The organism is Ralstonia sp. R-29 (assembly GCF_049913345.1).
Classification (GTDB): Bacteria; Pseudomonadota; Gammaproteobacteria; order Burkholderiales; family Burkholderiaceae; genus Ralstonia.
The window spans coordinates 457,111-479,723 of sequence record NZ_CP184377.1 but is presented as its reverse complement, the minus strand read 5'-3'; the positions used below and the strand labels follow the sequence as shown (position 1 = coordinate 479,723).

Genomic DNA, 22,613 nt, shown 5'->3' with positions numbered 1-22,613 from the left:
GGAAGGCGCATTCCGCAGCACAGCGGAGTTGGTGGAGAATACGGCACCCCGGCATCATGAAGCCGGGCTTCTGCCACCACCATGAAAAAGATTCTGCTCCTGAGCGTCAGCGCTGGCGCCGGCCACATGCGGGCCGCCGAGGCCATCCGCGCCTATGCCGATGCGCACCCCGCCGGCATCGAAGCCACGCACCTCGATGTGATGGACTTCGTGTCGACCGGCTTTCGCAAGCTGTACACCGATTTCTATATCAAGTTGGTCAGCAGCCAGCCGGCGCTGTGGGGCTATCTCTATCAAAAGACGGACGAGGCTGCGCCCAGCGCGCTGTCGCAAAAGCTGCGCCGCGCCGTGGAGCGACTCAGTTGCCGCGCGCTGCTGTCCGAGATCAAGCGCCAGCGCCCCGACGCCATCATCTGCACACATTTTCTGCCGGCGGAATTGCTCTCGCGTGAACTGCGCAAGGGGCACCTCGACGTGCCGGTGTGGGTGCAGGTGACGGACTTCGATCTGCACAGCATGTGGATCGTGCCGAATATGCGCGGCTACTTTGCGGCCAACGAAGAAATCGCCTGGCGCATGCGCGAGCGCGGTCTGGCTGCGGATGCCGTGCACGTGAGCGGCATTCCGATCATGCCGGCCTTCGGCAAGCCGCTCGACCGTGCCATGTGTGCGGCAGAGTTCGGCCTCAATCCGCAACGCAAGACGTTCCTGATGATGTCGGGCGGCGCCGGTCTGGGCGGCCTGGATACCCTGGCCGAACGCCTGCTGGCGATGGATGGCGACTTTCAGCTCGTGGCACTGGCCGGCAAGAACAAGACGATGCTCGAAGCGCTTCAGCGCGTTGCGCAACGCCATCCGGGGCGGCTCTTCCCGCAGGGGTTCACGCAGCAGGTGGAACGCCTGATGGCCTGCGCGGACCTCGTCATCACCAAGCCGGGCGGGCTGACCACCTCTGAATGCCTGGCGATGCAGTTGCCGATGATCGTCAACTCGCCCATCCCCGGCCAGGAAGAGCGCAATGCCGATTTCCTGCTCGAACAGGGCGTTGCGCTCAAGGCCATCGACGATGCGGCACTGGAGTTCCGCATTCACGCGCTGCTCCGTGAGCCCGACCGCTTGGCCACCATGCGGCGCAAGATCGGGCCCCTGGGCCGTCCGCACGCGGGTCAGTTCGTGCTCGATCGCGTGCTTGGGCTCACCGCGCAAGCTGACGCCGCATGAACGCCGCCACGTTCGTTCCGCAGCGCCGCACGCTGGCGCTGGTGGCCTGGGTGGTGCTGCTTGGGTTCTTCTTCGCCAATGTCGAAATCCAGATCGAAGGCAGCGCCGGCTGGGCCGCCAATCTGCCCACCTGGCGGATTGAAAAACACTGGCTGCTCGACCTCTTCTGGGGCGGCCGCCCGATGACGGGATACCACGCCTGGGTGTTCCCGTTCGTGGCGCTGTTCTTCCACTTGCCGGTGGTCTTCAACGGCCAATGGTCGTGGCGCATCGAGGCACGCATCATCGCCTGCATCATGCTCTTCTGGCTGGTGGAAGATTTTCTGTGGTTCGTGCTGAACCCCGCGTACGGCATCGCGAAGTTCACGCCAGCTTACGTGCCGTGGCACATCCACTGGATCGCCTTTGCCCCAACCGACTATTGGACGATGAGCGCCGCCGCCTTCGCCCTGTTCTTCATCTCGCGTGCGCGCACTGCGGCACGCTGATCGACGACCGCACTCCCCCCGATCGCCATGCGCATTCTTGCCGTTGCCACTGCCGTTTTCCTGTTTGCTGGTGTGCTGACCTTCGGCAGCGCGGAGTCAACACCCGCACCCGCCATCCGCCCGTTGCAATGGGCGCAGAACGTACCGGAGTCGCCGGTGAACAATCTGCACCGCATCACGCCCTCGCTCTACCGCAGCGCACAGCTCTCGAAAGACGACGTGCCGCAGTTGCAAAAGCTCGGCATCCGCAAGGTCATCAGCTTCCGCGCCTTCCATTCGGATAGCGAGATCCTGGCCGGCAGCGGCATCACGCTGCAGCGCATTCCCATCAATACGTGGAACATCCGCGACACCGATATGGTGACCGCGCTCAAGGCCCTGCGCGCGCTCGACCACGATGGTCCGGTGCTGATCCACTGCCAGCACGGCGCGGACCGCACAGGGCTGGTCTCGGCGCTGTACCGCGTGGTGTACCAGGGCTGGACGAAAGAGCAGGCATTGGAAGAGCTGCAACACGGCGGCTACGGCTTCCACGCCATCTGGCAGAACATCACGCACTATCTGCAGCGGGTGGATATCGAGCAATTGCGCCGGCAGGTCGAGGGCTAGGCTTCTGCACGTTCGGGCATCCGCTCCTACAATGTTGCCTTCCCGCAGTCCCCCAAGAAGGAACCTCCATGCGAATGCTCCACACCATGCTGCGCGTCGGCGACCTGCAGCGCTCGATCGACTTCTACACCCAGGTGCTCGGCATGCAATTGCTGCGCACCAGCGACAACCCCGAATACAAGTACTCGCTGGCGTTTGTCGGCTACGGCCCGGAGGCCGGTAACACCGTCATCGAGTTGACCTACAACTATGGCGTGAGCGAGTACGAACTCGGCACGGCGTTCGGCCACCTCGCCATTGAAGTCGACAACGCCGCACAGGCCTGCGACCAGATCCGCAACGCAGGCGGCAAGGTCACTCGCGAAGCCGGCCCGGTCAAGGGCGGCAGCACCATCATCGCCTTTGTGGAAGACCCGGACGGCTACAAGATCGAGTTGATCCAGGCGCGCTCCATGCCCGATGGCAACCGCCACTGACGCGGTCCGCCGGCCGCTGGACAGCATCGCCATCGGGCTGATGCTGGTGCTGTGCATGTCGTGGGGCTTCCAGCAGGTCGCCATCAAGATCGCCGCGCACGATGTGGGGCTGATCATGCAGGCCGGCGTGCGCTCCACGATTGCTTCGGTGCTGGTGCTGGCGTTTGCGCTGTGGCGCGGTACGTGCCTGTCGGTGCGCGATGGCACGCTGCCGGGCGGCCTCGTCGCTGGCTTGCTGTTCGGCGTCGAGTTCCTCTGCATCTTCATCGGCCTGGGCTACACGACGGCCTCGCGCATGGCGGTCTTCGTGTACACCGCACCCGTGTTCACCGCGCTCGGCCTGCACGTCTTTGTGCCGGGCGAGCACCTGCGGCCGCGCCAGTGGCTCGGCATTGCGGTGGCCTTTGCGGGGATCGTGCTGGCGTTTGCCGACGGCATCCTGCGCCCGGCTGCGGGCCCGTCGACATCGGTGGGCGATGCACTGGGTGTGGTTGCGGGCGCGCTATGGGGCGCCACGACCATCGTCGTGCGGGCGAGCAAGCTGTCGAATGCGCCAGCGGCCAAGACGCTGCTGTATCAGTTGGCCGTCTCCGCCGTGCTGCTGATGGTGATGGCGCTGGGCACCGGCCAGGTCTTCACCGCCAACCTGACGCCGACCGCGCTGGCGAGCCTCGCGTACCAGTCCGTGCTGATTGCGTTTGCGAGCTACCTGGCGTGGTTCTGGCTGCTGCGCCGTTACCTGGCGTCGCGGCTGTCAGTGTTCTCGTTCCTGACGCCGTTGTTTGGCGTGGCCTTTGGCGTGTTGCTACTGCACGAACCGGTCGGCCTGCGGTTTGCGCTGGCCGCAGCATTGGTGCTGTCCGGCATCCTGCTCGTCAATCTTCGCTAAGGTCTGACACGCTGCCGGCAATCCGGTTGGCCGGCAGCGCGTTCGCTACCGCCACAAAGTCTTCCACCGGCACCTCTTCTGCGCGACGGCCCAGGTCGAAGCCGAGCGCCTCGAAATCGATCACATCACGCAGCGCGCCCAGCGTGTTGCGCAGCACCTTGCGCCGCTGCGAAAACGCCATCGTCACCACGGTGCCCAACGCGCGCATGTCCACCGGCGCATACGGCGATTTGTCCGCCGGCCACGGAATCATCCGCACCACAGCCGAATCCACCTTGGGCGGCGGGTTGAACGAGCCCGGCGGCACATCCAATACCTGCTCCATGTAATACCGCACCTGCAGCATCACCGAGAGCCGGCTGAACGCCTTGCTGCCCGGCGCGGCCACCATGCGGTCGACCACCTCCTTCTGCAGCATGAAGTGCTGATCGCGCACGCGGTCGGCAAACGCCGCCAGGTGGAACAGCAGCGGGCTCGAAATGTTGTACGGCAGGTTGCCCACGATGCGCAGCGATCGCCCTGCCTCATGCAGCGAGCCAAAGTCGAACGCCAGCGCATCCCCCGCATGCACGATCAGCCGATCGCCAAAGCGCTTCTGCAGACGCGCCACGAGATCCCGGTCCAGCTCGACCACCTGCAGCGTGCGCACGCGCTCCATCAGCGGCACGGTGAGCGCGCCCAGGCCGGGGCCGATCTCGACCAGCACGTCGTCCGGCTGCGGATCGATGGCGGCCACGATGGCGTGGATCACGCCGTCATCCACCAGAAAGTTCTGGCCGAAGCGCTTGCGGGCCTGGTGCCCCTGGTGAACGCCGATCGTGGGTCGTGCCATCGCGAAACTCGCAGTCAAAAAAGAGAAAACAGAAATCAGGAAGGTGCGCGGGCCGTCTGGCGCGCCATGGCAATGGCCGTGTCGATGGCCTCGATCATGCTGCCGAACTCGGCGCGACCCGTGCCCGCCAGATTCAGCGCGGTGCCGTGGTCAACCGAGGTGCGCACAAACGGCAGCCCGAGCGTGATGTTCACACCACGGCCGAAGGTGCCGTACTTGAGCGGCGCCAAGCCCTGATCGTGATACATCGCCAGCACGCAATCCGCCTCCGCCAGCAGGCGCGGCTGGAAGAGCGTATCGGCGGGATACGGCCCCCGCACGTTGATGCCACGCTCCAGCGCACGGGCGATGGCCGGCTCGATCACTTCGATCTCTTCGCGGCCGAGGTGGCCCGACTCGCCGGCGTGCGGGTTCAACCCCGTCACGAAGATGCGCGGTGCGTTCACCGCAAAGCGCGCGCGCAGTTCCTGCTGCAGGATGTCGAGCGTCTCGTCGAGCACCTCGGGCGTAATCGCATCCGGCACTTCACGCAACGGCAGATGCGTGGTTGCCAGTGCCACACGCAGCATGGCGTTGTTGTGCGCGGGTTGCGGGCCAGCCAGCATCATCACCACCCGCGGCGTGCGGCTGCGCTCGGCCAAGTATTCGGTGTGACCGGTAAACGACACGCCCGCGTCGCTGATGGTGCTCTTCTGCACGGGCGCGGTGACCATCGCGTCGTAACGATCGGCCGTGTCCAGTAGGCAGCCGTCGATGGCGGCGTCGAGCACATCCAGCACATAGCGGCCGTTGGCGGCATCGAGCAACCCCGCACGCACCGGCGCACCCAACGGCCGATCGACGATGGTCAGCGCCGTCGACACAGCACGCCAGAAATCGCCCTGTCCGATAGCCTGGGCACGCTCCTGCAGCAAAGCGGCATTGCCGATCACGTGCCACTGCACGTCGGCATAGCGCGACGCCTGCCGCGCGAGGTGCAGCAGGGCTGCCACGGTGATGTCCGGACCGATGCCGGCGGGCTCGCCGGTGGTGATGGCAATGTTCAGCATGCGACGCTTGTCTGCAAAGGAGTCGATGTCATTCTAGAAACACCACGGCCGCCCGCAGGCGGCCGTGTGCGATTGCGCAATGCCGTCGCTTACTGCTGACGGTTGACGCGGTATTCCACGTGGGCGCTGTCACGCAGTTCACGCAGCCAGTCTTCGTACGCCGCCTGCACCTTTTGCTCGCGGATCACCGAGCGCGCATAGTCGCGCTGGCGGTCCACCGGCACCTCGGCCTCGCGGCGGCCCTCCACCTGGATCAGGTGCACGCCAAACTGGCTCTGCACCGGCTGCGAGACATCGCCCGGCTTGAGCTGGTTCATCGCCTGCTCAAACTCCGGCACCAGTTGGCCCGGCGATACCCAGCCCAGCTCGCCGCCCGCGCTCGCCGAACCGTCCTGCGAGTAGCGACGTGCCGCATCACCAAAATCGTACCCGTGCACGATGCGATCACGCAGACCGGCCAGTTGGCGGCGCGCGTCATCGGCCGACATGGTTGCGCCGGTCTTGATCAGGATGTGGCGCACCTGCGTCTGCTGCACCTTGGTGGCGATGGCCGTGCTCGGCGCGCGCTTTTCCAGCAGCTTGATCACGTGGTAGCCAGCCGGGCTTTCGATCACCTCGCTGCCCACCTGACCGGCCTTCATGTCGATCACCGCGTTGGCGAACACGGCCGGCAGACGGCCGATGGGGCGCAGGCCCAGTTCACCGCCCTGCGAGGCCTCCTGCGCCGCAGAATTCTCGCGCGCAAGCTTGGCAAAATCAGCACCACCCTGCGCTTGCTTGAGCAGCGCCTCGGCCTTGCTGCGCGCTGCGGCCTTCTGGTCTGCCGAGGCGCCCTCGGCCACCGGCACGAGGATCTGCGCAACGTTGTATTGCTGCTCGCCAGCGGCAGCGGCACCACCGCCCTGCTGCGCCAGGAAGTTGTCGATCTCACCGTCGTACACCTGGACCTTGGAGTCCACGTCGCGCTCACGTAGGCGCGCCATCAGGATTTCCTGGCGCAGGTCCTCACGGTACTTGTTGTAGGCCATGCCCGATTCCGCCAGCTTGCTCTTGAGCTGCGGTACCGTCAGGTTGTTGCGCTGGGCCACGGTTTCCACGGCGCGATCCACATCGGCATCCGACACACGGATGCCGCTTTCCTTGGCGGTCTGCGCCTGCACACGTTCCAGAATCAATTGCTCCAGCACCTCGCCGAGCATATCGGCGCGCGGTGGCAGCGGGCGATTCTGCGCCTGGAAGGTGCGCTCCACCAGATCCGCCCGATTAAGCAGCTCGCGGCGGGTGATGACGTCGGTATTGACCACGGCCACCACTTCGTCAACGAGCTGGCTGCGTGGTGCGCCGCTCACCGCCGGCCCGGGTAGCGTGCCTTGCAGCAGCGGCTGGCTGGGCGACGAAGTTGGGTTGGCGAAGATGCCGCGCACGGCACCCTTCTTGGCCGGTTGCGTCTGCTGCGCCAGGACGGCAGGCGACAGCATGACGCCCGCCATCAGTGCCACCAGCATGCCGGTCGCAGTCGCCTTACGTATAGGCAGACGGCCCGAAGATGCCACGCGCGTGGCAGAAGCGGTCGATTGGAAAGCCATGATGTCGTTATTCATATTGATCCAGCACGGACGGCGTAATCGGCTGAGCGGACACCGGCTGATAGCCGGGCACGTTCAGACGAATCACGTCGATCGGATTGTTCCCCACCTTCGACAGGCCCTTGAACTCGATCTGGGCAAAGATGTGTGTCGTATAGCCCGAAACCGCGTTGCTGTAGCGCTGCACCGCCAGCCGGCCAACCCAGCAGTCGGCGACATACTCGAGGCCCAGCAGCATGTCCGACGGCTTCTTCGCATCCATGTCGTAACCGATGCGGCCCAGGCCGTACAGGCGCCGCGTGATCGGCCACTGCGCCGAGATATCGGCCTGCTCCAGCGGCAACTGACCAGTGTTGGCATCTTGCCGGTAGTAGCGGTAGCCCAGGTTGATCACCTTGTTGGCTTCGGGCTTCCAGCTGAGCGCCACGGTCGAGCGCATGAGACGATCGATGTCCTGATTGTACTGAAGGTTCGTATCGAAGAAGATGCCGCGGAACATCTGGATCGTGGTCGCACCCAGCAGATCCGAATAGCGGCGCACCGACGTGGGCGCGGCACCGGCCAGCGTCACGCGCTGGCCTTCGAAGTCGATACGTTGCGCAATCGTGGCGCGCAACCGCTCAATGCCCGATTCCGCCTCGATGAAGCGCGTGGTCACGCCCGCCGTCAGCTTGTTGTTGTCGGCGATGCGGTCATACCCGGTGTACGGGTTCTCGGTAAAGATCTGGCCGAGGTTGTAGTCCGACTGCGCGGTGTCGAACAGCGGAATCTGCGACTGGTCGCGGTACGGCGTGTACACGTAGAACAGGCGCGGCTCCAGGGTCTGGATATAGCTCACGCCAAACAGCTTGGAGACCACGGAAGCATCGCGCTCGAACGTCATGCCGGAATCGAGCGAGAACGTCGGCAGCGTGCGGTTGATCTGCGATTGCTGCGTGTCGCCGGCCGGGCGATCCAGTCGATACGACGTGGCGTTCAGGATGAACTTCGGCGTGACAAACCAGCCCGGGCGGATGATCGGATAGCTGATCGTCGGCTGCATGAACAGACGCTCACCCTGGACGACGTTGTCCACCGGAATGGAGAAGCGCGTGTAGTCGGTCTGGAAATTGATGTCGAAGCCGCCGACGTCGTACCGGTTGTACGTCAGGTTCAGCTGCGGCTCACGTTCATACGGCGGCGACAGCGGCGTGGTGGCGGTCGACAGCGTCTGGAACTTCTGCACGCGCGCCAGCGCAACCCAGTCGCCGAACGAATAGGTGACGCCGCCCTCTTGCACGTACTGGCGCTGCGTCGCCTGGACGATGCTGCGGCCGAGGTCGTCCGGATACGTGCTGTCGGAGACCTTGTTGTAGTTGACGTAGGCGTTCAGACCCGGCGCCAGGCGCTGGGTGTGCTGCACGGCGAACGACCACCGGTTGCGGCCAGCCTCGCGGTCATCGGGGAGGAACTCGCCGCGCAGGACACCGCCGTATGACGCACCGAGATAGCGGTATTCTGCGCCCAGTTGCAGGCCACGCGTGGTCAGCAGACGGGGGTACAGCGTCAGATCCCGGTTGGGCGCGATGTTGAAGTAGTACGGCAGCGTCAGGTCAGCGCCGCTGCGGCTGTTGTAGCCGAACACCGGCGGGAGGATGCCGCTGCGCCGGTCGTCGTTGAGCGGGAAGTCCATCATCGGCGTGGCAAACACCGGCACGCCCATGAAGTGCAGCACGCCGTTGCGGCCGGAGCCGACTTGGCGGTCGCTGTCGATATCGATGCGGCTGGCGCTGAAGTACCAGTCAACGTTGTCGGGCGAACACGTGGTGTACGTGCCGCGCGTGATGCGGCTGTTGTCCTTGTCGATGAAGTCGATGCGCTCGGCGGTGCCGCGGCCGCCCGTCGTGTGGAATTCGTAGGACGGCGTGCTCATGGTGCCTTCGTTGGCGGTGACCTTGAGCTTGGCGTCCGGGCCGGTGACGAGCGTGCCGCCCTTGAACAGCCGCACGTTGCCGGTGGCGGTGGCGACGTCGGTGTCCTGGTTGTAATCCAGCGTGTCGCCCTTGATGACGGTGCCGTTGCGGCGCAACTCGCCATTGCCGCGCAGGTGGACGTCTTCGTTGGTGCGGCCGTCCATCGCGTCGGCGGCGGCAAACGAGGGGACGGTGTTGTCGGGCCGCTGAATCGGCTCGGCCATCTTGGGCACCAGCGGGCTGCCGCCCGGCGTAGTGGGGCCGGACGTGGACAGTGCCGTCACGGAGGAAGCGGGCGTCGCCGTGGAAGCCGTTGGCTGCGCGATGTCTTGGCTTTGCGCGCTCGACGTCGCCGTCCAGACACCCGCCAGCGCAAACACCAGCGGGCGCAATGCCAGCGTGCGGCGGCGGTTGGCGCTCGCCAGCTCGGGCACGGTCACAGCGGGGCGCTGCCGGGGTTTCCTGGCTCGGTTCGGTTCGGTCATGCAGATCGGGAGCTGGGCTGCGCGCGCACAGGCGCGCACGGACACATCATCGTCGGTATTCCGCCGCCGGGCACGGCCCTGGCAGGGCTTGCGGGCACTCGCAGCGAAACTCGGTCGGGTATTATACGGGGCTTCCTTCCAGCCCCATTCCAGCGTTCCCTCAGCATGGCTTCGACCCCTGGCGCCACCGGCGCAAACGACGCGCGCCTTCAACCCCTGCGCGACTGGCTCGGCACATTGCCCGCCGCCCATGGTCTGCGCATCGACACCTTGCAGCCGGCTTCGGCCGATGCCAGCTTCCGCCGCTATTTCCGCGTGGAAGGCGCTGTCAACGGCCAACCCGGCACGCTGATCGTCATGGACGCGCCGCCGCCCCAGGAAGACTGCCGCCCCTTCGTCCACGTGGCCGGTCTGCTGAACGGCGCCGGCGTGCATGCGCCGAAGGTGCTGGAACAAGACCTCACGCAAGGTTTCCTGCTGCTGACCGACCTGGGCCCGCAAACCTACCTGCAATCGCTGCGCGAGCACAATTTCGACCTCGCCTACGCCAACACGCTGTTCCGCCCGGCCATCCACACGCTGGTGCGTTGGCAACTGGCCTCGCGCGAAGGCGAGCTGCCGCCGTACGACGAAGCGCTGCTGCGTCGCGAACTGGCGCTATTCCCGGACTGGTACGTCGATCGCCACCTGCAGCGCCCGCTGGATGCCACGCAGCGCGAATCGCTCGACAAGGTGTTCAAGCTGCTGGTCGACAGCGCCCTGGCCCAACCGCGCGTGTACGTGCATCGCGATTACATGCCGCGCAACCTGATGATCAACGCGGCCGACACGTCGCAGCCTGGCGTGCTGGACTTCCAGGACGCCGTCTACGGCCCGATCACGTACGACGTGGCCTCGCTGCTGCGCGACGCCTTCCTCTCGTGGGAAGAAGAAGAGGAGCTCGACTGGGCCGTGCGCTACTGGGAAGCCGCGCGCAAAGCCGGCCTGCCGGTCGATGAAGACTTTGGCGAGTTCTACCGTGCGCTCGAATGGATGGGCGCACAGCGTCACCTGAAGGTGGCCGGCATCTTCGCGCGCCTGTGCTACCGCGACGGCAAGACCGGCTACGTGGAAGACACCCCGCGCTTCATCGCGTACCTGCGCCGCGTGTGCAGCCGCTACAACGCGCTGGCGCCGCTCGCTCGCCTGCTCGATCAGCTCGAAGACCGCGCCCAGCAGATCGGCTACACGTTCTGATGCCATCCCCCCGCGCGACTGAATTCCGCGCCGGTGCGCTGGCGCTTGCGCCCATGCTGCTGGGCGTGGTGCCGTTTGGGCTGATCTACGGGGTGCTGGCCACGTCGGCGGGCATGCCTGCATGGCTGGCGGTGGCGATGAGCGCCATCGTGTTCGGCGGCGCCTCGCAGATGATCCTCGTGCAACTGTGGGCCGGCGGCGCGCCCGCGCTGATCATTGCGGCCACGGTATCGATGGTGAACCTGCGGCATGCGCTGTACTCCGCCAGCATCGCCCCGGCGCTGGCGCATCTGCCGCGCCGCTGGAAATGGCTGATTGCTTATCTGCTGACGGACGAAGCGTTCGCCGCCATGAATCGGCGCGTGGTCACGGCGCAGCCTGGCAGCGAGGAAGCGGCGTATCGCCATTGGTACTTCCTTGGTGCCGGCGTGGCGTTGTGGACGAGCTGGCAAGCATCGACCGCCGTCGGTGTAGTGCTGGGCGCGCAGGTACCGACCACGTGGCCGCTCGATTTCTTCCTGCCGCTCACGTTCATCGCCATCGTGGTGCCGTCGCTGCGCACGCGGGCGCAATTGGCGGCCGCATTGGCTGGTGCGGCGCTGGCCGTGGCGTGGACGGGCTGGCCGCACAAGCTTGGGCTGATGAGCGCGGCGTGCGTGGGTATCGCCATCGGCGCGATCGTTGAGCGGCTGGTGAGCCGACCGAAAAAAGAGATCGCAGCATGAAGGCGCTCATCTTGCTCGGCGTCTTGCTGATTTCCGGCGCGGCCACCTACCTGATCCGCCTGTCATTCATCGCTCTCGAAGGGCGCATGAATCTGCCGATGTGGTTCCGCAGCGCCCTGCCCTACGTGCCGGCGGCGATGCTCACCGCGCTGATCGCGCCTGATCTGCTGATGCGCGACGGCGCGCTGGCCGTGTCCGCCGACAACCCGCGCCTGATCGCCGGCATCGTCATCGCACGGGTGACGAAAAGCGCGATGTGGACCATCGTCGGCGGCATGGCTGTTCTACTGATTCTGATGAAGGTGATGGCTTGAACTCCACGATCAAAGCCATGATTTTTGCTGCCGGCCGCGGTGACCGCATGCGCCCGCTGACGGACCACACGCCCAAACCACTGCTCAACGTGGGCGGCAAACCGCTGATCGTGTGGCAGATCGAACGCCTGGCCGCTGCCGGCGTGCGCGACATCGTCATCAACCATGCGTGGCTCGGCGCGCAGATCGAATCCGCACTCGGCAACGGCAGCGCCTGGGGCGTGCGCCTCGCGTATTCGCCCGAAGGCGAAGCGCTGGAGACGGCGGGCGGCGTTGTCCAGGCGATGCCGCTGCTGCATGCCGGTGATGGCCACAGCGTGTTCATCGCCGTGAGCGGTGATGTGTTTTGCGATTACGACTACGCCGCGCTGCGCGAACGTGCACCGGCATTGGCTGCGCAGACCACGCCGGGCATGCATCTGGTGATGGTGCCCAATCCGCCGTACCACCTGCGCGGTGATTTCGCCCTGGATGACGCAGGCGCACTCCACACCGACGGCACCGAGCGCCTCACGTTCGGCAACATCGGCCTGTACGACACACGCCTGTTTGCCGGCATCGCGCCCGGCACGCGGATGGCCATGACGCCGCTGTACCACCAGGCGATTGCCGAGGGCCGCGCCACGGGCGAGCGCTTTGATGGCCGCTGGGAAAACGTCGGCACGCCAGCCCAACTGGCCGCACTCGACGCCGAAGTGCGCTCGCGCTGAGTCCCTGAGTCCTTTATGCCGGTACGCCGTTAGCCACCGCGGCACTGAGCGATTCCGCCGTCATTGGGCGGCCCAGCAGATAGCCCTGCAGCGAATCACAGCCGAGCCGCGTCAGAAATGCCTGCTGCTCGGCGGTCTCGACGCCCTCAGCCACGATGCGCAGGTTCAGCGTCTGCCCCAGCGCCACGATGGCAGAGACGATGGCCGCATCTTCCGTGTCGTGCGCTAGGTCACGCACAAAGCCTCGGTCGATCTTCAGTTCGCTGGCGGGCAAGCGCTTGAGGTACAGCAGGCTGGAATAACCCGTGCCGAAATCGTCGATCGAAATGCGCACGCCCATCGCATCCAGTTGCTGAAGGATGTGCAGGCTTGCATCGGCATCGCGCATGGCGGTGGATTCCGTGATCTCCAGCACTAGACTGTGCGGATCGAGCGCATGGCGGGCCAGCGCGTCGCGCACGGTGTCGATCAGCGCGGCGTGGCTGAACTGCAGCGCGGACAGATTCACGGCGACCGTCCACGTGGTGTGTCCCTCGCGGCGCCACTCCGCCATCTGGCGGCACGCTTCATCCAGCACCCAAGCGCCGAGCGGCACAATCAGGCCGGTTTTTTCGGCCAGGGGGATGAACTCGTGGGCCGGCACCAGACCGCGCACCGGATGTTGCCAGCGCACCAGCGCCTCGACACCGGTGATGGGGCCGTCGGGCGCGTGGAACTTCGGCTGGTAGTACAGCACGAGTTCATTGCGCTCCAGCGCCAGGCGCAAGTCCTGCACAAGCTGCAACTGCTTGTGCACGTTGGCGTTCATCGAAGGCTCGAAGAAGCAGTAGGCGTTCCGGCCCAGGCCCTTGGCGTGGTACATGGCCGCGTCGGCATTGGTGAGCAGATCGTGCTGGTTGGCGCCATCACCCGGATAGATCGCAATGCCAACACTGGTGGACACACGCAACTCATGCCCGCCCGCCATGAACGGCTCGCGCACCACCTCCAGCAGCGCATCGGCCAGGCTGCCGGCGTCTTGCGGATCGTCCACCTGCGCGAGCACGACAAACTCATCACCACCGACACGCGCCACGGTGTCCTGCTGGCGCACGCGGCTGACGATGCGCTGCGCCACGTCGATCAACAGCAGATCGCCGACATGGTGGCCATACACATCGTTCACGGCCTTGAAGCCGTCGAGGTCCATGAACATCACCGCGAAGCGACGCTTCTCGCGGTCTGCGGTGCGTATAGCCTGGTTCAGGCGATCGTCCAGCAGCAGGCGATTGGAGAGCTTGGTGAGGTTGTCGTGCAACGCCAGATAGGCGAGCTCTTCGTTCGCCTCGGCCAACGAGTTGGCGAGCACCGTGGTACGCGCCTCCATCCGCATGTCGAGCACGGAGATGATGAGCGCGATTGCCAGCACGGCCAGCGTAACGATGACGATCACCAGCGCCAGCCATTCGGCGCTCACGCCGGTGCGGGCCGCGCTGCACACACTGCCCAGTGGAAACGCCGCGGCTTCCATGCCCGTGTAATGCATGCCGACGATGGCCACGCCCATTACCACGGCAGAGCCGGCGCGCAGTGCACGTACACGGTACGACTGGCGACGTAGGTGGAAGGTAATCCACAGTGCCGTACCCGAGGCCAACACGGCAACCAGCACCGAGAGCGCAAACATCGCCGGATCGTAATGGATACCCGGCGTCATGCGCAGCGCGGCCATGCCCGTGTAGTGCATGCCCGCCACGCCGGCACCCATCAGCAGCGCACCGCCGGCCAGCCGTGACCACGGCAATTCCCGCTGACTGACCAGCCACAGCGCAAACGCCGACGCAGCAATCGCGATGGCCAAGGACGCCAGCGTGATGCCTACGTCATAGCCAAGCGGAATCGGCAGGCTGAAGGCCAGCATGCCGACAAAGTGCATCGACCAGATACCCAGCCCCATGGCCGATGCCCCGCCGACCAGCCACCACAGTGCGGCGCGGCCGCGTGCGGTACTCACCCGTCCCGCCATGTCCAGCGCGGTATACGCCGCCAGGATGGCCACGAACAGCGACAGGAGAACAAGAAGCGGGTTATAGCTGCTGGCGAGCATCGGGATTCCTTCGGAGCAGAGCGAGCCAATGCGGCCATTTCAATGCAGGCGGAGGTCACAACATAAAGAAGCGACACAACGGTCTATCGACCGCGCCGGGCCGAGACTTTAGACGACTGCCCGGCACGTCACAATTTTCTTTGCAATTGAGATGCGCCCAGATGGCCGGGATGGCCCAGATCGCCGCCACGGGGCGGCGTTACAATCGACGCATCCTTTTTGCTGCTGGAAAACACGCCATGTCCGCCACCGAACTCGCTTTCCTCCAGACCTATCGCCAGCGCCGCGAACGCGTCGCGCAATGGCTGCGCGCAGCGGGCGGCGGCGTGGCCATCGTGCCGACCGCACCGGAGGCGATGCGCAACCGCGACAGCGATTACCCCTACCGGCACGACAGCTACTTCTACTACCTGACCGGCTTCACCGAACCCGAAGCCGTGCTCGCCATCGTGGTGCCGGCTGGCAATGGCCCCGCGCGTAGCGTCCTGTTCTGCCGCCCCAAGCACGAAGAGCGCGAAATCTGGGACGGCTTCCGCTTCGGCCCCGAAGGTGCCCGCGAAGCCTTCGGCCTGGATGAGGCGCATTCCGTGGAAGAGATTGACGCGGCGCTGCCCAAGCTGCTCGCCAACGCGGCGGCCGTGGCCTATCCGCTGGCCGAGAGCGGCACGTTCGACCGCCGCATGCGCCGCTGGCTCGATGCCGTGCGCATGCAGGGCCGCGCGGGTGTGTCGTCGCCGCACCAGGCGCTGGACGTGCGCGCCATCCTCGACGAGCTGCGCCTGTTCAAGGATGCGGGCGAGCTCGACATCATGCGCCGCGCCGGGCGCATCTCCGCCGGGGCGCACGTGCGTGCCATGCAGGCCTCCCGCGCTGGCCTGCGCGAATACCACCTCGAAGCGGAACTGCTGTACGAGTTCCGCCGCCACGGCGCGCAGAGCGTCGCGTACAACTCCATCGTCGCCACCGGCCCAAACGCTTGCGTGCTGCACTACCGCGCGGGCAATGCGGAACTGCGCGACGGTGATCTCTGCCTGATCGACGCCGGCTGCGAGCTGGATGGTTACGCGTCGGACATCACCCGCACGTTTCCCGTGAACGGCCGCTTCACCGGTCCGCAGCGCGAGCTGTATGAACTCGTGGTGGCCGCTCAGGAAGCGGCCATTGCCGAAACGCGCCCCGGCGTGCCCTACAACGTGCCGCACGACGCCGCCACGCGCGTGCTGGCCCAAGGGATGCTCGACACCGGCCTGCTCGACGCGAACACCGTCGGCACGCTCGACGACGTGATCGCCGGCGGCCAGTACCGCCAGTTCTACATGCACCGCACCGGCCACTGGCTCGGCATGGACGTGCATGACGTGGGCGAATACCGCACGCCGGGCGCTGCCCCCGCGGAAGGTGAACGCCCCTGGCGCCCGCTCGAGGCAGGCATGGTGCTGACGGTCGAGCCCGGCATCTACGTGCGCCCCGCGCCCGGCGTGCCCGAGCAGTATTGGCACATTGGCATCCGCATTGAAGACGACGCCATCGTCACGCCCGAAGGCTGCGAGATCATCACGCGCGACGTGCCCGTCGCCGTGGACGAAATCGAAGCGGTGATGCGAGGCCAGCAATGACGGACATGACTACCACAGGTGTCACGCAGGCGGACTTCGACGTCGCCATCGTCGGCGCGGGGCCGGTGGGGCTGGCGCTGGCCAACTGGCTGCTGCGCGATACCGACTGGCGCATCGCCCTGTTCGACGCGCGCGATGCCGAAGCGGCCGCGCATGACCCGCGCGCGCTGGCGCTGTCTCATGGCTCGCGCGTGCTGCTGCAGGAGATTGGCGGCTGGCCCACGCGCGCCACGCCCATCACGCATATCCACGTGTCGCAGCGCGGCCATTTCGGGCAGGCGCATATCCGCCGCGAGGACTACGACGTGCCCGCGCTCGGCCATGTCGTGCAGTACGGCGACCTGAGCGCCGCGCTCAACGCCGCGCTCGCCACACAGATGCAGCGTCACCCGAACCGCCTCACCCGCTACGACCACACGCCGGTCGAGCGCGTCGAACAACTGCCTCGCGCCGATGGCACCATCGCCCCGGCCCGCGTGCGGGCCCTCCAAGGTGAGCGACATGAGGGGCGTCACCCGCTCGCCATCGAAACCGAAGTCGTCATCCAGGCCGAAGGCGGCTTGTTCAACGACGCGCGCAAGCAAGCCGGCAGCCTCGCCCACGCGCGCCGCCGCGACTACGGCCAGACCGCCATCGTCGCGCACGTGCGCTGTAGCGCGCCGCTGGAGGGTTGGGCGTGGGAACGCTTCACGCCCGAAGGTCCGCTCGCGCTGCTGCCGCAGGATGACGCACAAGGCCCAGGCTACGCGCTGGTCTGGTGCTGTTCGCCCGGCGAAGCCCGCCGCCGCGCCGCGCTGCCCGACGACACCTTCCTGGCAGAACTGAGCGCCGCGTTTGGCGACCGCATGGGCCGCTTCACGCACGCCAGCCCGCGTCACACGTTCGCGCTGGGCTTGCATGCGCAGCGCATTCCGGTGGACCGCCGTGTCGCTGCCATCGGCAATGCTGCGCAGACGATTCACCCTGTCGCAGGCCAGGGCTTCAACCTCGGCTTGCGCGATGCGTTTGAGATGGCCCGCGCGCTGCGTGATGGTGCAACACCGGCCACGCTCGCCCGCTTTGCCCGCGAACGCGCGTTCGACCGCGCCGTCACCATCGGCCTGACCGACTTGCTGCCGCGCGCGTTTGCCGTGCCTGGGCGCACGTTCGGCCACCTGCGCGGTGCGGCGCTGACGCTGCTCGAATGCCTGCCGCCGCTCAAGCACGGGCTGGCGCGGCAGATGATGTTCGGGCAGCGGAGCTAGCGCGTGCAGATCGCCGTGGTGGGTGCCGGCGTTGTCGGCACCGCCTGTGCGTTGCAACTCCAGCGTGAAGGACACCAGGTCACGCTGCTGGATCAGGCCGGCATCGGCGAAGGCTGCTCGTTCGGCAACGCCGGCTGCCTGAGCGTGGCGTCCGTCGTGCCGATGGCGCTGCCCGGCATGCTGAAACAGGTGCCGAAGTGGCTGGCCGATCCGATGGGCCCGCTGACGGTGCGCTGGCCCTACCTCCCGCGCGCGCTGCCCTGGCTGTTGCAATGGGTGCTCGCCGGCAATGAAGCGCAGGCCCGCGCGACCGCGCAGCCGCTGGCAAACCTCTTTGGCGCGACCTTTCCGGGCTACCGCAGCCTGCTCGACGCCACGCAATACGACAGCCTGATTCGCCAGACGGGCCACCTGTATGTCTGGCGCTCACTGACGCGCTCGTCGGGCGATGTGCTGGCGCAATCCATCCGGGACGCCACCGGCGTGCGCTCGCAAGCCCTGAGCGCCGGTGAAGCACGCGAACTCGAGCCTGCGCTGGCCGCCGACATCCAATCTGGCCTGCTGCTGCCGGACAATGGTTTCACGGTCAACCCGGAGCGACTGGTCAAGACGCTGGCGGAGAACTTTCTGGCGGCGGGCGGCACGTTCCTGCGGCGCAAGGTGCTGGATGTTGAATTCGGCCGCAGTGACGCCGGCGGCCCGACGCGCCTGCACACCGATTGCGGCACGCTGCCCGTATCGAAGCTCATCATCACTACAGGCGCGTGGTCAAAGCGGGTCGGCGCGAAGCTTACTGGCGTGCGCATCCCGCTCGACACAGAGCGCGGCTATCACGCCACGCTGCGCATGCCGACCGTACAACCTTCGCGACCGATCATGGACTGCGAACGCAAGTTCATCGCCACGCCCATGGAATTCGGCCTGCGCATTGCCGGGACCGTGGAAATCGGTGGGTTGGACGCCTCGCCCGACTACCGACGCGCCCGCATCCTCATGCAACAAGGTCAGCAGCTCTTCCCCGGCCTCACCTTTGCGGACGACAGCCAGTGGATGGGCCATCGGCCGTCGATTCCCGATAGCCTGCCCGTGATCGACCGCTCGGAGCGTTACCGCAACGTGTTCTTCGCCTTCGGACACGGCCACCTGGGCATGACCGGCGCCCCCGGCACAGCGCAATTGATCGCCGATCTGGTCAACGAGCGCACGCCCTTCACCGACGCCCGCCCCTACGGCCTGCAGCGCTTCCGATAACGCCAGCCACGGCAACTACCCGCCCGCCGACCGCACTGCCGCATAGTTTGTGCACAACATTTAGGCAATCCGGCGGTTTGGCGGTAAAATCCCGTCCTCGCATTTTTCACTCCCCCGTCGCTCCGCCACTCTGTTGTCAGATTTGGGCGGAAGGGGTGTTTTTTCGTTTCTTCCAGCCGCTTCTTCTACGCCAGCCTTGCAGATCGGACCGCATACCCTCCGCAACAACCTGTTCGTCGCCCCCATGGCGGGTGTGACGGACCGCCCGTTCCGCCAGCTGTGCAAGCGGCTGGGCGCGGGCTATGCGGTGTCGGAGATGGTCGCGTCCAACGCGCAACTCTGGAAGAGCGAGAAGACCATGCGGCGCGCCAATCACGAAGGCGAGGTGGAGCCGATCTCGGTGCAGATCGCCGGCGCCGAGCCGATGATGATGGCCGAGGCCGCGCGCTACAACGTCGACCGTGGCGCGCAGATCATCGACATCAACATGGGCTGCCCGGCCAAGAAGGTGTGCAACGTGGCCGCCGGTTCCGCCCTGCTGCAGAACGAGCCGCTGGTCCAGCGCATCGTCGAGGCAGTGGTCGGTGCAGTGGGTGACCGCGTACCGGTCACGCTCAAGATCCGCACCGGCTGGGACCGCGAACACCGCAATGCATTGCGCGTGGCACACATCGCGCAGGATGCCGGCATCAGCATGCTGACCGTGCATGGCCGCACGCGTGCCGACCTGTACCACGGTGATGCGGAGTACGACACCATCGCCGCGGTCAAGGCATCGGTGCGCATTCCGGTGGTGGCCAACGGCGATATCACCACGCCGGCCAAGGCCAAACTTGTACTGGCCGTGACCGGTGCGGACGCCATCATGATCGGCCGCGCGGCGCAGGGGCGCCCGTGGCTGTTCCGCGAGATTTCTCACTTCCTGCAGACCGGCACGCTGTTGCCGGCGCCGGAGGTGGAAGAGATCCGCGGGATCATGAATGCGCACCTGGAAGAACACTACGCGTTCTATGGCGAATTCACCGGCGTGCGCACTGCACGCAAGCACATCGCCTGGTACACGCGCGGGTTGGCGGGGGCCAACCTGTTCCGCCACCGCATGAACACGATCGAAGACACGGCCGAGCAGTTGGAGGCCGTCAATGCGTTCTTCGACGAACAGCGTGCGCTGTCCGACCGCCTGGTCTATGAAGATCAGGCCAGCGGTGGCGAACACCCCACGACGGGCAACAACGACAACAACAAGGAACTGCTTGCCGCATGAGCCGCAACCCGATCGAACGCTGCATCCGCGACAGCCTGGATACGTATTACCGCGACCTGGATGGCGAAAACCCGTCCAACGTCTATGACATGGTGCTGCAGGCCGTCGAACGGCCGCTGTTGGAAACCGTGATGGCATGGGCGTCCAACAACCAGTCGCAGGCTGCCGATTACCTGGGCATCAACCGCAACACGCTGCGCAAGAAGTTGCAGCAGCACGGGTTGCTCTGAGCCCACTGACCGATTTCTCCTTCTGACGGCGCCAGGGTATCCACCCAGCGCCACATCCGCTCACCGGCCCACCGGTATTTTCACCATGATCCAGCAAGCCCTGCTTTCCGTTTCCGACAAGACCGGCATCGTCGACTTTGCCCGTGCCCTGCACGCGCGCGGCGTCAAGCTCCTCTCCACCGGCGGCACCGCCAAGCTGCTCGCCGAATCGGGCCTGCCCGTGACGGAAGTGGCGGATTACACCGGCTTTCCGGAAATGCTCGATGGCCGCGTCAAGACGCTGCACCCGAAGGTGCACGGCGGCATCCTGGCCCGCCGCGACCTGCCCGAGCACATGGCCGCACTGTCCGAGCACAGCATCCCGACCATCGACCTGCTGGTGGTGAACCTGTACCCGTTCCAGCAGACGGTGGCCAAGGACGAATGCACGCTGGCCGATGCCATCGAGAACATCGACATCGGCGGCCCGACCATGCTGCGCTCGGCAGCCAAGAACCACCGCGACGTGACGGTCATCGTTGACCCGACCGACTACGCCATCGTGCTGGCCGAAATGCAGGCCAACAACAACACGGTCGGCTACGAAACCAACTTCATGCTGGCCAAGAAGGTGTTCGCGCACACCGCGCAGTACGACGGCGCCATCACCAACTACCTGACGAGCCTGGGCGCCGACAAGTCGCACAGCACGCGCAGCGCCTACCCGCAGACGCTGAACCTGGCCTTCGACAAGGTGCAGGAAATGCGCTACGGCGAGAACCCGCACCAATCCGCCGCCTTCTACCGTGACCTGAAGGCCGTGAACGGCGCGCTCGCCAACTACAAGCAGCTGCAGGGCAAGGAGCTGTCGTACAACAACATCGCCGACGCCGATGCCGCGTGGGAATGCGTGAAGTCGTTCGACCCGGCCAAGGGCGCCGCGTGCGTCATCATCAAGCACGCCAACCCGTGCGGCGTGGCCATCGGTGGCACCGCGCAGGAAGCGTACGAAAAGGCCTTCAAGACGGATTCGACCTCGGCCTTCGGCGGCATCATCGCCTTCAACGTGCCGCTGGATGAAGCCGCTGCACACGTCGTCGCCAAGCAGTTCGTGGAAGTGCTGATCGCCCCGGGCTTCTCGGAAGGCGCGCGCGCCGTGTTCGCTGCCAAGCAGAACGTGCGCGTGCTGGAAATTCCGCTCGGCAATGGCGTGAACGCCTACGACTTCAAGCGCGTCGGCGGCGGCCTGCTGGTGCAGAGCCCGGATGCCAAGAACGTGCAGCCGAGCGAGCTGCGCGTGGTCACCAAGCGCCACCCGACCCCGAAGGAAATGGACGACCTGATGTTCGCCTGGCGCGTCGCCAAGTTCGTCAAGTCGAACGCCATCGTGTTCTGCGGCGGCGGCATGACGCTGGGCGTGGGCGCCGGCCAGATGAGCCGTGTGGACTCGGCACGTATCGCCAGCATCAAGGCACAGAACGCGGGCCTCACGCTGGCCGGTTCGGCCGTGGCGTCGGATGCGTTCTTCCCGTTCCGCGACGGCCTGGACGTGGTGGTCGATGCCGGCGCCTCGTGCGTGATCCAGCCGGGCGGCTCGGTACGCGATGACGAAGTGATCGCCGCTGCCGATGAGCGCAACGTGGCGATGATCTTCACGGGCACGCGTCACTTCCGCCACTAAGCAACACCGCCTGCACGACAGGCCAACGGGGCAAGGCGTAAACTGTCGCCTTGCCCCGTTTTTCTTTGGCTCCTCACTCACGTTTTCATGCGCATCCTCGGCATCGACCCCGGCCTTCGCACCACCGGTTTCGGCGTGCTCGAACGGCACGGCCACAAGCTCGTCTACGTGGCCTCGGGCACGATCAAGAGCAACGGCAATGCCGACTTGCCTAGCCGCCTCAAGACGCTGTACGACGGCGTCTCCGAACTGGTGAGCACGTATCGGCCGGACTGCGCCTCCATCGAAAAGGTGTTCGTCAACGTCAACCCGCAATCGACCCTGCTGCTGGGCCAGGCACGCGGCGCGGTGATCTGCGGGCTGATGAGCGGCAACCTGCCGGTGTTCGAGTACACCGCGCTGCAGCTCAAGCAGGCCGTGGTCGGCTATGGCCGCGCCAACAAGGACCAGGTGCAGGAAATGGTCGTGCGCCTGCTCAACCTCGAAGGCAAACCCGGCTCGGATGCCTCCGACGCGCTGGGCGTGGCGATCTGCCATGCGCATGGCGGTGAAACGCTCGCCGCCATGGCGGGCCTGGCACCGCAGCTTGCGCAAAAGGGCCTGCGCGTGCGGCGTGGGCGCCTGGTCGGCTGACAGGATTCCCCAAGCCTGCGGGTAGCTCCATGCCCGCACCGCGACTACCATGCGGGG

21 protein-coding genes are annotated in these 22,613 nt (G+C 66.0%); 16 read left to right on the top strand and 5 right to left on the bottom strand.

The annotated features are described in order from the left end of the window. Positions 1-81 precede the first annotated feature (81 nt). The 5 genes from ACN9M1_RS02290 (at position 82) to ACN9M1_RS02270 (ending at position 3,683) form a co-directional block, all read left to right on the top strand. Complete coding sequence (locus ACN9M1_RS02290; RefSeq protein WP_426397034.1) at positions 82-1,221, top strand: MGDG synthase family glycosyltransferase; 1,140 nt, start codon at positions 82-84, stop codon at positions 1,219-1,221. Then, positions 1,218-1,709, top strand: coding sequence for a hypothetical protein (locus ACN9M1_RS02285; RefSeq protein WP_426397033.1), 492 nt, complete (start codon positions 1,218-1,220; stop codon positions 1,707-1,709). The genes ACN9M1_RS02290 and ACN9M1_RS02285 overlap by 4 nt, the downstream gene beginning before the upstream one ends. A gap of 27 nt (positions 1,710-1,736) precedes the next feature. Continuing rightward, complete coding sequence (locus ACN9M1_RS02280) at positions 1,737-2,318, top strand: dual specificity protein phosphatase family protein (RefSeq protein ID WP_426397031.1); 582 nt, start codon at positions 1,737-1,739, stop codon at positions 2,316-2,318. 68 nt (positions 2,319-2,386) lie between these two features. After that, a complete protein-coding gene (gene gloA / locus ACN9M1_RS02275) occupies positions 2,387-2,794 on the top strand; it encodes a lactoylglutathione lyase (protein WP_426397029.1) in 408 nt (135 codons plus the stop codon). Beyond that, entirely contained in the window at positions 2,778-3,683 is a 906-nt protein-coding gene (locus tag ACN9M1_RS02270) for a DMT family transporter (protein WP_426397027.1), read from the top strand. Before gloA ends, ACN9M1_RS02270 begins: the two co-directional genes overlap by 17 nt. Here the strand turns inward: ACN9M1_RS02270 and rsmA are convergent. The 4 genes from rsmA to ACN9M1_RS02250 all read right to left on the bottom strand — a co-directional run bounded on the left by rsmA (position 3,670) and on the right by ACN9M1_RS02250 (position 9,587). Further along, the gene (rsmA, locus tag ACN9M1_RS02265; RefSeq protein ID WP_426397026.1) at positions 3,670-4,515 is read right to left on the bottom strand and encodes a 16S rRNA (adenine(1518)-N(6)/adenine(1519)-N(6))-dimethyltransferase RsmA; all 846 of its coding nucleotides are present in this window, start codon (positions 4,513-4,515) and stop codon (positions 3,670-3,672) included. The genes ACN9M1_RS02270 and rsmA overlap by 14 nt on opposite strands. A 35-nt stretch (positions 4,516-4,550) precedes the next feature. Continuing rightward, positions 4,551-5,564, bottom strand: a complete 1,014-nt coding sequence (pdxA, locus tag ACN9M1_RS02260; RefSeq protein WP_426397024.1) for a 4-hydroxythreonine-4-phosphate dehydrogenase PdxA — start codon at positions 5,562-5,564, stop codon at positions 4,551-4,553. A gap of 89 nt (positions 5,565-5,653) precedes the next feature. Continuing rightward, positions 5,654-7,150, bottom strand: coding sequence for a peptidylprolyl isomerase (locus ACN9M1_RS02255; RefSeq protein ID WP_426397022.1), 1,497 nt, complete (start codon positions 7,148-7,150; stop codon positions 5,654-5,656). A 7-nt stretch (positions 7,151-7,157) separates the two neighbouring features. Next, the gene (locus tag ACN9M1_RS02250; RefSeq protein WP_426397020.1) at positions 7,158-9,587 is read right to left on the bottom strand and encodes an LPS-assembly protein LptD; all 2,430 of its coding nucleotides are present in this window, start codon (positions 9,585-9,587) and stop codon (positions 7,158-7,160) included. Positions 9,588-9,752: 165 nt separating this feature from the next. Here ACN9M1_RS02250 and ACN9M1_RS02245 point away from each other — a divergent pair, with 165 nt between their 5' ends. From ACN9M1_RS02245 to murU, 4 genes are read left to right on the top strand one after another with little or no spacing between them, the layout of a single operon-like run. Beyond that, positions 9,753-10,823 carry an aminoglycoside phosphotransferase family protein gene (locus ACN9M1_RS02245; RefSeq protein WP_426397018.1) on the top strand — a complete coding sequence of 357 codons (1,071 nt, stop codon included), beginning with the start codon at positions 9,753-9,755 and terminating at the stop codon, positions 10,821-10,823. Continuing rightward, on the top strand, positions 10,823-11,548 hold the full coding sequence (locus ACN9M1_RS02240; RefSeq protein WP_426397016.1) for an AzlC family ABC transporter permease: 726 nt from the start codon (positions 10,823-10,825) through the stop codon (positions 11,546-11,548). Before ACN9M1_RS02245 ends, ACN9M1_RS02240 begins: the two co-directional genes overlap by 1 nt. Further along, the gene (locus ACN9M1_RS02235) at positions 11,545-11,862 is read left to right on the top strand and encodes an AzlD domain-containing protein (RefSeq protein WP_426397014.1); all 318 of its coding nucleotides are present in this window, start codon (positions 11,545-11,547) and stop codon (positions 11,860-11,862) included. Before ACN9M1_RS02240 ends, ACN9M1_RS02235 begins: the two co-directional genes overlap by 4 nt. An 8-nt stretch (positions 11,863-11,870) precedes the next feature. Continuing rightward, on the top strand, positions 11,871-12,572 hold the full coding sequence (murU, locus tag ACN9M1_RS02230) for an N-acetylmuramate alpha-1-phosphate uridylyltransferase MurU (protein ID WP_426398779.1): 702 nt from the start codon (positions 11,871-11,873) through the stop codon (positions 12,570-12,572). 13 nt (positions 12,573-12,585) lie between these two features. Here murU and ACN9M1_RS02225 read toward each other — a convergent pair whose 3' ends face one another. Continuing rightward, a complete protein-coding gene (locus ACN9M1_RS02225) occupies positions 12,586-14,658 on the bottom strand; it encodes a putative bifunctional diguanylate cyclase/phosphodiesterase (RefSeq protein WP_426397012.1) in 2,073 nt (690 codons plus the stop codon). Between the two features lie 239 nt (positions 14,659-14,897). Here ACN9M1_RS02225 and ACN9M1_RS02220 point away from each other — a divergent pair, with 239 nt between their 5' ends. The 7 genes from ACN9M1_RS02220 to ruvC all read left to right on the top strand — a co-directional run bounded on the left by ACN9M1_RS02220 (position 14,898) and on the right by ruvC (position 22,556). Next, the gene (locus ACN9M1_RS02220; protein WP_426397011.1) at positions 14,898-16,274 is read left to right on the top strand and encodes an aminopeptidase P N-terminal domain-containing protein; all 1,377 of its coding nucleotides are present in this window, start codon (positions 14,898-14,900) and stop codon (positions 16,272-16,274) included. A gap of 5 nt (positions 16,275-16,279) precedes the next feature. After that, entirely contained in the window at positions 16,280-17,518 is a 1,239-nt protein-coding gene (locus tag ACN9M1_RS02215) for a UbiH/UbiF/VisC/COQ6 family ubiquinone biosynthesis hydroxylase (protein ID WP_426397010.1), read from the top strand. A 3-nt stretch (positions 17,519-17,521) separates the two neighbouring features. Then, positions 17,522-18,769 carry an NAD(P)/FAD-dependent oxidoreductase gene (locus ACN9M1_RS02210; protein WP_426397008.1) on the top strand — a complete coding sequence of 416 codons (1,248 nt, stop codon included), beginning with the start codon at positions 17,522-17,524 and terminating at the stop codon, positions 18,767-18,769. Positions 18,770-18,965: 196 nt separating this feature from the next. After that, complete coding sequence (dusB, locus tag ACN9M1_RS02205; RefSeq protein ID WP_426397006.1) at positions 18,966-20,033, top strand: tRNA dihydrouridine synthase DusB; 1,068 nt, start codon at positions 18,966-18,968, stop codon at positions 20,031-20,033. Continuing rightward, a complete protein-coding gene (locus ACN9M1_RS02200) occupies positions 20,030-20,263 on the top strand; it encodes a Fis family transcriptional regulator (protein WP_048934022.1) in 234 nt (77 codons plus the stop codon). Before dusB ends, ACN9M1_RS02200 begins: the two co-directional genes overlap by 4 nt. Before the next feature lie 85 nt (positions 20,264-20,348). Next, on the top strand, positions 20,349-21,923 hold the full coding sequence (purH, locus tag ACN9M1_RS02195; protein WP_426397003.1) for a bifunctional phosphoribosylaminoimidazolecarboxamide formyltransferase/IMP cyclohydrolase: 1,575 nt from the start codon (positions 20,349-20,351) through the stop codon (positions 21,921-21,923). Positions 21,924-22,010: 87 nt separating this feature from the next. Continuing rightward, positions 22,011-22,556, top strand: coding sequence for a crossover junction endodeoxyribonuclease RuvC (gene ruvC, locus ACN9M1_RS02190; RefSeq protein WP_199029271.1), 546 nt, complete (start codon positions 22,011-22,013; stop codon positions 22,554-22,556). Positions 22,557-22,613: the final 57 nt, after the last annotated feature.